This window comes from Streptomyces termitum (assembly GCF_014650175.1).
GTDB classification, from domain to species: Bacteria; Actinomycetota; Actinomycetes; order Streptomycetales; family Streptomycetaceae; genus Streptomyces; species Streptomyces termitum.
In genome coordinates this window covers 61,634-73,437 of record NZ_BMUL01000025.1, presented here as the reverse complement: position 1 = coordinate 73,437, position 11,804 = coordinate 61,634, and the positions used below count along the sequence as shown (strand labels likewise).

The 11,804-nt window shown below is 68.8% G+C and carries 14 protein-coding genes and 1 pseudogene; 10 read left to right on the top strand and 5 right to left on the bottom strand.

Features of this window, described 5'->3' with window-relative positions:
• Positions 1-898: 898 nt before the first annotated feature.
• Positions 899-1,267 (top strand): hypothetical protein, encoded by a 369-nt coding sequence (locus IE219_RS30015; RefSeq protein WP_229850210.1) that lies wholly within the window; start codon positions 899-901, stop codon positions 1,265-1,267.
• A gap of 129 nt (positions 1,268-1,396) precedes the next feature.
• On the opposite strand, the gene IE219_RS30010 is transcribed toward IE219_RS30015, so the two are convergent.
• Positions 1,397-1,576 carry a hypothetical protein gene (locus tag IE219_RS30010; RefSeq protein ID WP_189983233.1) on the bottom strand — a complete coding sequence of 60 codons (180 nt, stop codon included), beginning with the start codon at positions 1,574-1,576 and terminating at the stop codon, positions 1,397-1,399.
• A 312-nt stretch (positions 1,577-1,888) separates the two neighbouring features.
• Between IE219_RS30010 and IE219_RS30005 the strand changes: the two genes are divergently transcribed.
• From IE219_RS30005 to IE219_RS32110, 3 genes and pseudogenes are all read left to right on the top strand, one after another.
• On the top strand, positions 1,889-2,770 hold the full coding sequence (locus IE219_RS30005; protein ID WP_189983231.1) for a hypothetical protein: 882 nt from the start codon (positions 1,889-1,891) through the stop codon (positions 2,768-2,770).
• Positions 2,771-3,124: 354 nt separating this feature from the next.
• Positions 3,125-3,658 (top strand): NUDIX hydrolase, encoded by a 534-nt coding sequence (locus IE219_RS30000; RefSeq protein WP_189983229.1) that lies wholly within the window; start codon positions 3,125-3,127, stop codon positions 3,656-3,658.
• Positions 3,659-3,844: 186 nt separating this feature from the next.
• Positions 3,845-4,199: pseudogene (locus IE219_RS32110) on the top strand (tetratricopeptide repeat protein); the annotation flags it as partial.
• A 62-nt stretch (positions 4,200-4,261) separates the two neighbouring features.
• On the opposite strand, the gene IE219_RS29995 reads toward IE219_RS32110, so the two are convergent.
• From IE219_RS29995 to IE219_RS29985, 3 genes are all read right to left on the bottom strand, one after another.
• Positions 4,262-4,618, bottom strand: a complete 357-nt coding sequence (locus IE219_RS29995; RefSeq protein WP_189983227.1) for a hypothetical protein — start codon at positions 4,616-4,618, stop codon at positions 4,262-4,264.
• Positions 4,619-4,635: 17 nt separating this feature from the next.
• Positions 4,636-4,830, bottom strand: coding sequence for a hypothetical protein (locus tag IE219_RS29990; protein WP_189983225.1), 195 nt, complete (start codon positions 4,828-4,830; stop codon positions 4,636-4,638).
• Positions 4,831-4,892: 62 nt separating this feature from the next.
• Complete coding sequence (locus IE219_RS29985; protein WP_189983223.1) at positions 4,893-5,819, bottom strand: helix-turn-helix transcriptional regulator; 927 nt, start codon at positions 5,817-5,819, stop codon at positions 4,893-4,895.
• 192 nt (positions 5,820-6,011) lie between these two features.
• Between IE219_RS29985 and IE219_RS29980 the strand changes: the two genes are divergently transcribed.
• The 6 genes from IE219_RS29980 (at position 6,012) to IE219_RS29955 (ending at position 10,331) form a co-directional block, all read left to right on the top strand.
• Positions 6,012-6,176 (top strand): hypothetical protein, encoded by a 165-nt coding sequence (locus tag IE219_RS29980; protein WP_189983222.1) that lies wholly within the window; start codon positions 6,012-6,014, stop codon positions 6,174-6,176.
• Positions 6,177-6,253: 77 nt separating this feature from the next.
• Positions 6,254-6,889, top strand: coding sequence for a hypothetical protein (locus tag IE219_RS29975; protein WP_189983220.1), 636 nt, complete (start codon positions 6,254-6,256; stop codon positions 6,887-6,889).
• A complete protein-coding gene (locus IE219_RS29970; RefSeq protein ID WP_189983218.1) occupies positions 6,889-7,509 on the top strand; it encodes a hypothetical protein in 621 nt (206 codons plus the stop codon). The genes IE219_RS29975 and IE219_RS29970 overlap by 1 nt, the downstream gene beginning before the upstream one ends.
• 27 nt (positions 7,510-7,536) lie before the next feature.
• Positions 7,537-7,695, top strand: a complete 159-nt coding sequence (locus tag IE219_RS29965; protein WP_189983216.1) for a hypothetical protein — start codon at positions 7,537-7,539, stop codon at positions 7,693-7,695.
• Between the two features lie 81 nt (positions 7,696-7,776).
• The gene (locus IE219_RS29960) at positions 7,777-8,952 is read left to right on the top strand and encodes a YcaO-like family protein (protein WP_189983214.1); all 1,176 of its coding nucleotides are present in this window, start codon (positions 7,777-7,779) and stop codon (positions 8,950-8,952) included.
• Complete coding sequence (locus tag IE219_RS29955; RefSeq protein WP_189983212.1) at positions 8,949-10,331, top strand: TfuA-like protein; 1,383 nt, start codon at positions 8,949-8,951, stop codon at positions 10,329-10,331. Before IE219_RS29960 ends, IE219_RS29955 begins: the two co-directional genes overlap by 4 nt.
• Here IE219_RS29955 and IE219_RS29950 read toward each other — a convergent pair.
• Positions 10,250-11,566, bottom strand: coding sequence for an MFS transporter (locus IE219_RS29950; protein ID WP_268256870.1), 1,317 nt, complete (start codon positions 11,564-11,566; stop codon positions 10,250-10,252). The genes IE219_RS29955 and IE219_RS29950 overlap by 82 nt on opposite strands.
• Between the last annotated feature and the right edge of the window lie 238 nt (positions 11,567-11,804).

Sequence of the window (11,804 nt, the reverse complement as noted above, 5' to 3'; positions counted from 1 at the left end):
GGGGGCGGAGAGCCTGTCGGCTCTTAAGTTGGGCCTGGCGGCCCAACTCCCGCCTGACGGCGGGAGAGTGGCGCGGCGTCATGCCTGACGGCATGACGGGGGTTGTGGGGGCTCGCCCCCTGACGGGGGCGATATGGGGGTGGGGGTTGGGCCTGACGGCCCAACGTGGGTTGGTTGTCAACTCCGGCCTGGCGGCCGGAGGTTAGTGGTGTGTCATGCCTGATGGCATGACAGGGTGTTGGTGATTGCCCTTCCCTGGCGGGAAGGGGGTGCTTTATCTGGGGCGCCTGCCGACGTCTTGATGTCATATGGGTTTGTTGGGCAGTGATTTGATTTGGTGGTACCTCCCCTGGCGGGGAGGTTGCCGTGGTGTTGCGGGGGTTTGCGCGGTGGGGTGGTTGTTTCGAACGCCGTGGCATCTGGTTTCCGTCTTATGGGTGGCGATAGGGCCGACTCACACGTGGTGGGGTGTGGTGGGCTCACGCTTGATCAGGGCGGGGTGCTGTTTCTGCTCAGGGTGTCCTCTTCGTACACACGTTTCTCCAGGGGCTGGCGCCCCTGACCGACGCGCGGGCGGAAGCCGCCCCTCTGCGGAGCAGGCCCGGGAGGCATGGGATCCGGCCAAGTTCCAGCCGGTGATAGCCGGACATGGTGAGACACCGTCGGACAGGGGCGGACACCCGCGGACAACCACGGACGTCCACGGACGTGGGAAGGGTGTGGCCGAACCGTACCGGGCCGGGGAGCGGTCTCTGTTTCACCAGGGCCGAGGTGCGCCACACTCCCCCGTATGGCGAGCTTTCAGAGAAGGAAGGCAATCGGTGACGCCCATGAACAGCGCGTCGCCCGCGAACTCAACCACCGCGGCTGGCACGTCAGTCCCTGGGGACAGGGCATCATGGGCGAGCCCATACGGCTCGCCCTGCATCACACCACCAGCTCGCTGCGCTGGACGCCCGACCTCATCGCCGCCCGTGAGCGGCAAGTGGTCCTGATCGACTGCAAGAGCCGCATGACCAGTCGCGCAAGCCGACGGCACGTCGTCGAGCGCGCCGCAGTCAACGCCCACCTCCAGCTCGTCGCCTGGACCGCCCTCCCCCTCTACTACGTCTTCGACCTCCTCACCCCCTACGACGCCCTCGGTTACGGGCAAGAAGGCCCCCGAACAACTGCTGGCTCCGGGTCGCCCTACCCCCTCGTCCCCGCCGACCGGTCCATGCCGTTCGAGAACGTCTTCGGCCGGTCCGGCGGGCTCCTGGCGGCCTGAATACGGCGGCGCAGGTGACGCGCTTTCCAGGCTTCTCTCCCACCCCTCACCCTTGTTCTCCCTCCCTTCCGCAACAGAGAAGGAAACGAACCACCAGTCAGGCCGTGGCCGCAAGGTCCTACCGCCCGGTCAGTCCATATAGGCCCGTGCGATACGCCTCCCCTGCTCGTCCACGTCCTCGGTCAGCCGGTAGCTCCAGCCGGCCTCACGCAGCACTTCGCCTTCGTCGGTTGCCTCGGTTGCCTCGGTTGCCTCGGTTGCCAGGATCCGACCGTGCTCCGGGCCATACATCAAGATCATCTTTGTCATGGCCCGGACTGTAGAGGGCTCTGCCGCTACCGTCGCGTGCACAGGGCAGGACAGGAACGCCTATCCAGAACCGCGGGACAACCACCCGCCCTCTCGCACGCTGCCCAACCCGTCCAGGTCGTCGTCGACGGCACGGGCGACCATTACGTCGAGGAACATGCGCGGCGGAGCAGCCCTGCGGGCCAGGCGCCACCAGTTTGAACGTGCCCCGTACATGACAGGCGGGGTACAGGGGTGATCATGGCCTGTCACTTTGCGGCAGTATCTGCCATGGCGCCTGCACTCCCGGCCCGGGCCGACAGCATCGGTTCCATGGACTTGGTAGATCTCGTCGCTGTCGCCACCGCTTTCCTCACGCCTCCCATCGCGTTCCTGGCCGCCTTGTGGGCCAGGCGCAGCGGCAGGCAGTCGGCGGACGCGACCGTCGTTTCGGGCGTCAACCAGGCCCATGGCTCCGTGGCCGCGGCCCGTGTCCAGACGCGTGGAGAGCTCAAGCTGCGGCAGCAGACCGCACTGGCCGACACGTCTGCCGCCTTCCTGCGGGCCTGCGACGCGCTCGCGCGCACCGTTGAGCAGCTGCCCGGCCTCGCGCTTGAGGAGCGTCACGCTCAGCTCACCCCTCACGGCATGGCAGTGGAGACGACACTGGGTTCGTTGGAGCTCCTGGCGCCACCGGAGCTTCTGCGTCATGCAAAAGCGCTGCGGGAGTACTGCCGGACGCTGGAGAAGCTTGCGCTGGACAGGGCAGTGCTCCGGTCAGCTGTGCGGGCTCTGGAGGGCGGCTGGTGCCCGTTCAATGCGGAGACCTGTGACCACGATCATCATGGCGCAGCGTTCGTGGCGTGGGAGTTCCTCTTGGAGTGGCCTGAACGGGAAGATGAGGAACGGTGGAGGGACCGGGGTCTCCTGGAGTACTGCCTCCAGGAGAGCCGGTGCATGGCCGAGGGCGAGATAGCCGGTGTTCTTGCGGTCGTCGACCGTGTGCCGGCTGCCTGGTCGCGGATGATCGGCGGCCCTGTCCGCGATCCGCTCATGGAACGGTTCGCTTCCCTGCGTGCGCCGTTCGTCGAAGCCGCCCGCGCGGCACAGTCTCTGGTACCACCGGCTGAACCTGATGGGTTGAGAACAGGGGTGAGCGACGCTGTCAACGTGGCAGCACCCTCGGCAGTTTCTCGCTCCTCCTTGTCAGCCTGATCCACCGAGACCAACGATCCTGTCGTCATGGGCCTGTTGTCTCCTCATCTCCTGGCTCCCCAAGACCGCCGCCGCTTTTCTCAGCGGGGCCGGGAGCAGGGTTGTTGCCTGAAATCTCGCAATAAAAATTCTCTTCTACCTTCGATATCAAGGCGTGGGGGCGCGATGGCGCCTTCGATTTGGTCGAGCACTGGTAGTGGTCGCCTTGTGTGGTGCGAGACGTGCCCGCGTCCGGCTGGCCTCCTGCCCGTCCGGCATCAAAGACCGCCTCGAGAGCGAAGGGCGCAGGGCTGCCCCAGCGGATCTCCTGGCTGACTCTGCGATGCTGGAGGCCGATCGAGAGGGGCCGCAGCGATGCAGTGGAAGATCCATGGGGAACGTCCGATCTACGAGAACAGCTGGGTGAACCTGTGGCTCACCGACGTCGAGACGCCGGACGGGAACCGGTGGGAGCACCACGTCGTGAAGCTCCGTCATCTGGACGTGGCCGCCGTGGTCAACGAGCGGCGCGAGGTGCTGATGATGTGGCGGCACCGCTTCATCACGGATGCCTGGGCGTGGGAGCTGCCCATGGGCCTGGTCGAGGAGGGCGAGACGCCGGCCGATGCGGCGGCCCGTGAGGTGCTGGAGGAGACCGGCTGGCGGCCCGGTCCCATCAAGCCGCTGATCTACGCCGAGCCGGCCAACGGCATCACCGACTCCCAGCACCATGTCTTCCGGGCCGACGGGGCGACGTACGAGGGTCCGCCGACGGAAAAGAACGAGTCGGACCGGATCGAGTGGATCCCGCTGGCCGACGTGCGGGGCATGATCGACCGCCGCGAGATCGTCAGCAGTGGCTCTCTGGTCGGGCTGCTCTACGTCCTCATGGACGAGGCGATCCGCTGACCTGACGCGGACTGGTCTTGTGGTGCACGGCCGGTCCCGTGCACGTGCGAAGAGCACAGGACCGGCTCACGGTGCGCACCCGTCCTGTCCGGGGTGCCGTCCATGACCGTACAGACGCTGTGACCTCGCCACCTCCCAGGCGCGCCACGCGGGTGGTTGGTCATGCCATGGTCATCCACTGCGTCCCTGAGCCTCAAGCAGCCCCATCGCTGCGTCAACCTCGTCGAAGGCACCCTCCAGGCCGGGCTTGACCACGTCGACGGCCAGACCGAGGCCCTCCTCCACATCACCCACGCCCGTGCCTACGCCGCAGTCAACGATGGTCCTTCCGCCGCACACCCTGCTCGTGGCGGAAGACGCCCTTCTCCTGGACGACGGTCCCCAACCCGGCTGCTCCCGCGTCAGCGGCCTTGTCGTCGGCACCAGGGCCAACCACATCACGCGCACCCTCGCCACCCACATTGGCACCGAACAACAGCACCGGGATGCCCTCGTCCGTTGGGACCCGGACAAGTACAAGCTCCTCCATGCCTTAACGCATGAGGCACGACAGCCCTCACCCCTGAGCGATCCGGACCAGCGGGGGCTTCGTCGTTCTCGGGATCAGACGGTCTGCTCGATGTGCTCGAAGATGTCCGCGTCGGTCTCCTGCTGCCACTTGGGAAGGGCATCCCAGTCGGCGACGTATCCGGCTTTCGGGTCCTCGATGTGCTTGTGGATCTGCGCGATCCAGCACAGGGCGACGAAGCGGCCCTTCTGCTCCCGGCTCAGCTTGGCCGTCTGCCCGCCGCTCACCTGGACGAAGTCGCGCACCTGGCCATAGACGGCCGCCGCAGACTGCCGTTCCCACTCCGGCGTCTCGTCCCACGGTGCGATGTATCCCGGCTTCGGTTCCCCGGGGAAGTGCTTCTTGGCCCCGGTGATCCACGCCTCGCGAAAGATCCGGCCGTCCTCGTTCATGCTGTCGCCCTTCCTCATCAGACAGTCGCTCCGATCTTCTGGGAGAACCGGCGCGGCCCCGGCATCTCCGGGTGCATCATCAGCAGCTCCGCAGTGATCCCCCGCACCTTCGGCCGAGTCGCCTCCTCCGGTGCGTACGATGCCAGGGCGCGGAGAGCGTGGAACGTCATCTCGGGCTCGTCGAGCGCCTGCCAGACCCGGGCGACGTCCATGCACATGCGTCCCCGCCGCTCGGCCGTCGGAAGCCGCCGCGGATCGAGCTTCTCCGCGTACCTCAGCGCCTGGTCGTCCTCGCCGAGGGCGTGGTGGACGGAGATGCGGAAGCCGCATGTTTGGGCTTCCCCGAACTCGCCGGGGATGTAGAGACGCTGTGCGGTCGTCTCCCGGCGCTTCCCGTCTCCTCGGCATCGCCGATCAGCTCCATCGCCTGCCCCCGCCAACCGGCCTGTGCCGCACTGTAGGACGCTGTCAGCATCAGCGTGCCCCGCATCGCGAGTTCATCCGGATGCTGACCCAACCGTCCGGCCGCTTCCTGGAGATGGTCGATCGCAGCCTGATAGTCACCGCTGCGGCGCAGGGAGACGCCCATGGAGTGCGCGGCTTCGCCCATCACCACCGGGTTGCCGGTCAGCTCCGCCTGGGCCCGTGCCCGTTCGGCCGCGACCCACGCCATGCCCTGGTAGTTCTTGATCGCGAGCTGTGCGAGCAGGACGTAGGCGCGGGCGGCGATGTCGTGGGCCTGCGAGGCGAGGGAGCCGGAGATCAACGACGGTAGCGTCCGCCCTAGCTTGCTGTACTGGGCCGCCTGGAACACCGTCCGGGCCTCGACGAGCGCGGAGAAGAGCGCCTCACGCGACGCCTGCCGTGCGTCGGGGAGGTGGAACAGGGACCGCTCCACCAGCTCCTTGGGGTCGGCCGCGGCGGCTGCCGTGCTGGGCAGCGCGGCGGCGATTCCGACCCCCAGCCCGAGTGTGAGCACTTTTCGGCGGTGCACGGCATCCCCTTCGAGTCCGACGTCAGCAGCAGTCAGCCCCAGGACACCACATAAGGCGAGCAGCGTGTCCTCGTCCGGCTGGATCTTGTCGTTTTCGACCCGTGAGAGCCATGAGCCGGAGTATCCGACGGCCTTACCGACCTCACTTTGTGACAGGCGCTTGGCGTTCCGAGCCTGTCGCAGCACATCCCCCAGTGAATCGCCCATGCACGGAGTGTGCCGATCGACGCACAGACTTTGCAGCCCCTCCGTCAGACATAGTCCGAACGGACGCAGCCGCGTTGACTGTTCATACGCCCCCCGGAGCTTGGACTCAGGTGGCTCCCCGCAGCAGCGGGCCGCAACGCGTCCGTTCGCCAATGCGGCCCGCTGCTGCCCGCCCCGACCGAGGAGAAGCCGATGACCGCGCCCTTCCCTCACCGCTCGCCGGACTCCGGCGCCCAAGGTGAGCCCCGGCTGTACGGCGTCCCGAGCCGCGATCTGGTGGCCCTCGCCGAGGCCGGATGGGAGAGGTTCCTGGCCGCCGCCGAAGGCGAGCAGCCGGAGACCGATTCCGGTCAGTGACGGTCGCCGACTTCCCGAGGTATCGCACGGCTGAGCGCTTCCGCACCCTCCATGACCTCTCGCGCAAGGAGCCCTTCATGAACACCGGTCACTCCATCGCACAGCTTCCCGCCCGAGCCGCGTGGGACGAGAAGGGCACCGTCGTGGTGCCGGACGTCCTGGAGCTCGACCGCTTCGAGGCCATCGTGGCCGAGGCGAACGAGCGCGTCGGGCTCGCCACCGCGCACATCCACGACCACACCGCCGCGCACCGGGAAGGCTCCTTCGCCACCCCCGTGCACTGCGCCTTCATCCCGCCCGGCCCCGTCCTGGAGAACCTGGCCTACGACAAGGGTCTCTTGACCGCGCTGCGCAAGACCACCGGCATCCCGCGCCTCATCCCCCGCGGCGGGGCCGTCGTCCTGTACGAGAAGGGCGACTTCCAGGGCATCCACACCGACTCGGTGAAGTCCACGGTGACCGTGGCCATCGCCCTCACTGAGAACCTGCCCCCGATGGGCTGGGCCCCGCACCTGCACAACGCCCACCCCGACCAGCTCGGCGAGGTCGTCAGCGAGCGCGGGATCTTCCCGAGCGGCGAGGGCTTCACCAGCCTGGAGCACCCCTACGGCGACGGGAGCGTCCGCGCCTTCGCCGGGTACGCCGTGCCGCACTGGCGTCCGCGTCAGCCCGCGAGGGGGATGCTCGCCACGATGTCCTTCATGGACCTGTGATGGGGACCGTGCTGCGCCAGACGTGGCTCGCCGAGGGCCGCGCGGACGTCCCGCCGGACGTCATCAGCTCCTCCCTGTGGGAGGAGATCGCCCAGGAAGCCGAGCAGTGCGAGCCGCACTCCGTGGTCCGCCACAACCAGCGGCCCGGCCTGCTGCCGATGCGGGACGGCTCGATCACCTCCCCCCAGCGCTGCCGCGTCCACCCCGGCGGTCCGGCGCTCAGCTCCCTGGCTATGTCCAAGGAACTCGCCGAGGTCGCCGGCGAGGCGACCAGCCAGACGAAGATGACGCCGATCCGCTTCGGGTTCAAGTTCTACGCGCCCGGCGACTACATGCACGTCCACTGCGACGACGGGAAATGCGAGATCACTTTCTCGTGCGGCCTCACCCCCGGCCTCGCCGCGATGGGCTGGCTCCCCAACCTGCGCTGGCTGACCACCGAACAGGTCACCGAGCGCCTCGCGGACACCCCGTACCCCGACGGTGGCGAGGAGTTCCCCATCCGCCACCGCGTCCTCGCCGGATTCGACGGAAGCCGAATCCCCCACTGGCGTACCCCTCTCGACTCCCAGTCGCGCGAGGTACTGATCACCATCTGCTTCACCGACCTCACGGTGTAGCAGCAGCCCACCCGACAAGGAGCACCGATGCGCAACATCGAAGCCACCACCAAGGCAGTGGACCCGGCCGAGTTCGTGGCCGAGCTGCACGCCGAGGGCAACCTTCCGCAGAACACCGGCGGCGACCCGGCCGTGCCGGACTCCGCCTTCCCCGACACCCACACCTACGAGCACCCCGCCGTCTGACCCTCAGCGCGCCCGGTCGCCGGAGCTCCCTTCCCTGGGACACTCCGGCGGCCGGGCGCCGTCGTTACGCAGGAGCTGACTATGCACAAGACGTACTTCGACGGCACACACCGCACCCGCCCCCCGTCCGACACGTGGAAGGCCATCCGTCCGCTTCTCGACGGTTTCGGGATCACCCGGGTCGCCGACGTCACGGGCCTGGACGACATCGGCATCCCCGTCACCATGGCCGTCCGCCCGCTCGCCCGCACCCTGTCCGTCGCCCAGGGCAAGGGCGTCACCCGCGACGCCGCCCGCGTCTCCGGCGCCATGGAGGCGATCGAGGCATGGCACGCCGAGCGTTCCCTCCCGCCCGTCTCGGTACGGCGCACCCCGGCCACGGAGATGGGCCTGCCGTACCCGGTCACCGCGCTTGAGCAGCACGATGGGAGTCTCCTCACCAACCGCACCCGGCTGGACTGGATCACCGGCCGCTCCGCCGTGGACAACAGCCCCGTGCCCGTTCCTGTCGCGGCCGTGAAGATCGGAAGGGAGGCACACACCGACTGGCGGATGCACCTGCCCAGCGCCTCGACCAACGGCCTCGCCTCTGGCAACACCCGGTCCGAAGCCACCGTTCACGCCCTGTACGAGGTCATCGAGCGCGACGCCATCAGCGATCTCAACGACACCCCGCACACCGAGGACGCGCAGCTTCTCGCCCCTTGGAGCATCGACGACCCGCATTGCTCCGCGCTCCTCGGCCGGCTCCTCTCCGCGGCGGCCTGGTTCGAGCTGTGGCACCTCCCCACGCGCTTCGGCGTGCCCGTGATGGCCTGCTTCCTCTGGCGTGAGGACCAGCCCACCGTCCTCGTCAGCGGCTCCGGCGCCTACCTGGACCCGAGCGTCGCCCTGTCCCGGGCGATCACCGAAGCGGCCCAAACACGGTTGACCCTGATCACTGGAAGCCGCGACGACACCCACCCCGTCGTCTACCGCCCTGGCACACACCAAGGTCCCGCCCCGGCGTCCGCGCGGTGCACCCCCTGGGAGCACATCACCCGCCGGTACAGCTCGACGTTTCCCACCCACCAGGCCGAGGCCGCTTGCCTGGCGTCCGTGATCGCCGCGAGGGTCGGCGCCGCCCCGGTCGTGGTGGACCTGACCACGGGACCGTACGAGCGCGAGGAGTTCGCCGTGGTCAAGGTCTGCGCGCCGCACCTGCGCTACAGCTCCCGCCACATCATCCCCCGCCCGCGCCCGGAGGCCGCCGCATGACCATCCACGTCTTCGCGGGCCCTACTATCGGCGCCGACCGCATCCGCAAACTCGTGCCGCACGCGGTGCCGCACCCGCCGGTCAAGCACGGCGGTCTGCTCCGTCTCGCGCTGGGCCCCGGCGACGTCGCGCTGATCATCGACGGCGTGTGGCACCAGAGCGCTCCCGTGCGGCACAAGGAGATCCTCGCCCTCCTGGCCGATGGTGTCGCCGTGGTCGGCGCTGCCAGCATGGGAGCCCTGCGGGCTGCCGAGCTCGCCCCGTACGGGATGGTTGGCGTGGGGAGGATCTTCGAGGACTTCCACGCCGGCCGCCTGGACGCGGATGACGAGGTCGCCGTCCTGCACACCCCCGAAGGTGAGCAGCTCTCTGAGGCCCTCGTGAACATCCGCACGGCCCTCGACCGCTCCGTCTCGGACGAGAGGCTCAACAGCCACGACGCCCTGTCCCTCCTGGACCTGGCACGCTCCCTCCCCTACACCCGCCGGACGTGGCAGGCGCTCGGCCGCGTCGCGCGCAAGGCGGCCCTGGACGAGCCCTTCACTACGTTGGACGGCTGGCGGATGGCCCACCCGTACGACGCCAAACGCGAGGACGCCGAGGAGGCGCTGGCCCTGGTGGCGGCAGGCGTTCCGGTCCCGTCGGGCTCCGGGGCGTGGCGTGAGGAGCTGTGGAAGACCAGCTTCGTCCGGTACTGGACGGCGACTTTCCGTCCCACCGCGCCGGGCATCGAGATGCCGTTCCTCCCTCTCCTCCAGCATCAGCAGATCTACGACCCCGGTTTCCCGGCCTGGTGGCGAGCACGGGTCCTGAGCCGGATCGCGGGACTTCCCACCACGGTGCCCGCCGCACAGTTGGAGGCCGCGGCGATCGAGGCGGCCTCCGCCGACGGCATGAGCCTTACGGCCCTATCGCCGGAGCAGCGCACCTTCTGGCTGACGCCCGACGAGATGCAGTCCCTGCCCCAGAACGAGGCGCTGCTGCGCATCATGGTGCGCTCGGCCCGGCTCGACGGAGCATGGGACGCGTGGCCGGCCGGCCATGCCGAGGCCGGGGACCTGTTCGACTCACCCGTGCAGACAGCCGAGTGGGTGGCCGCCGCGTACCGGATCAACACGGCGGTTGCGGCCGGCAACCCCCAGCACACCATCGCGCATCTCGCCCCTGAGCGTCTCGCGCAGCATCTGCTCACTACCTGGGGCCTGGACCATCACACGGACTCGCCGACCCGTGACGCCGCCGCCCGCGATCGAGCATTCCGTGATTTCGCCGGGGCCGTCGAAGTCACCCGCGCTTTCTACCTCGGGGCCCGCGCCACCGAGGTCAGCTCGGAGTCGACGGACTCGTCCGTGACGGCCCGGGACAGCTCCCTGATCTGACGGATCAGCAGCGGTGAAGTGGCGGCGGCGGCGATCACGACGGCGGCTACCGCGAGGACGGCCCGTACACCGAGCAGCTCGGCAGCGGGACCGGCCGCGAGGTAGCCGAGGGGGACGGGAAGAAGCTGCCCCAGCGTCGAGTAGGAGGTGGTCCTGCTCAGCCGGTCCTTCGGGATGCGCTCCTGCACGAGACTGGCCCACGTGGTCATGCTGACCGCCAGGCCGGTCCCCGCAACTGCAGTCACTCCGATCAGCACCAGGACGGGCAGGTCGAGCGCCATCATGGCCAGCGGCAGCGCCATGAAGCCGGTGCCAAAGCACACCACCAGGCCGATCCGCCGGGGCTTCCACATCAGCGCGAGTGCGGCGCCGGCGATCAGGCCGCCCGTGAATCCGGACACGACCAGACCCCATGGACCGGAGCCGCCGAGGAACCGCTGGCCGTACACCGGGCCAAGGAGCTGATACCCGACCAGCCACATCGGAACGATGACCGAGCCCTGCACGACCATGATCCACAGCCAGGTGCGGGACCAGAAATCGCGCCAGCCCTCGCGCAGGTCGGTAACGAACCCCGCCCGCATCTTCACCCGGCTCGGTGCGAGCTTGATCTTCGCGCACAGCACAGCCGCCGCCGCGAAGGTCAGCGCGTCCCAGCCGATCACCCACGCGGGCCCCGCGACCGCGACCAGCACGCCGCCGAGCGCGGGGCCGCCGACCTTCACCGTGTTCTGCCCGATCTTGAGCAAAGCGTTCGCCGCGTGCCGCATCTCTTGGGGCACCACTTCGACGACGACCCCGCTGGCGGCTGGGGTGAAGAACGCGGACGCCGCACCGCACCCGGCGGACATGGCCGCCAGGTGCCACACGCGGGCCACGTCCGCGTACAGCAGCAGCGCGGCGAGGCCCTCGGCTGCGAAGCAGACGACGTTGCTCCATACCATCACGCGGGCCCGGGCCAACCGGTCGGCGACGACTCCCCCGACGAGCAGAAGCAGGATCTGCGGAACCATCCCGGCCGCGAGCACCAGGCCGAGGCCGCCGGCCCCGTCCTCGATGTGCAGAACGGCAAAGGCCAACCCGATCGGGGCCACCGCGGACCCGGTCCACGACAGCAGCCGCGCGGTGAAATGCAACCGGTAGGCCGGGACTGAAAGCGGGGCCGCAGCCGATCGGACGCGCGCTCCCCAGCCGATCCGAGGAAGGGCATCCGAATCGTCCCGCCGCCCCGCCACGCGCCCATACCGCAAGGTCAATCTCCGCCCAGGAAACACGAAGTCCCGGCGGCGAGACGCCACCGGGAACATCGGTACACCCTAGGGCACCTTCAAGATCGTCCGCCCCAGACTTCCCACTCACCCACCCGAACGAAGTCGTTTCTACAGCCACCAGGGAGCCCAGCCGCATTCGGCCTCAGACGTCTCGCGACCTCGGAGCCGGTCCAGGACACTCTCCTTTTCCAGCTCGTACGCG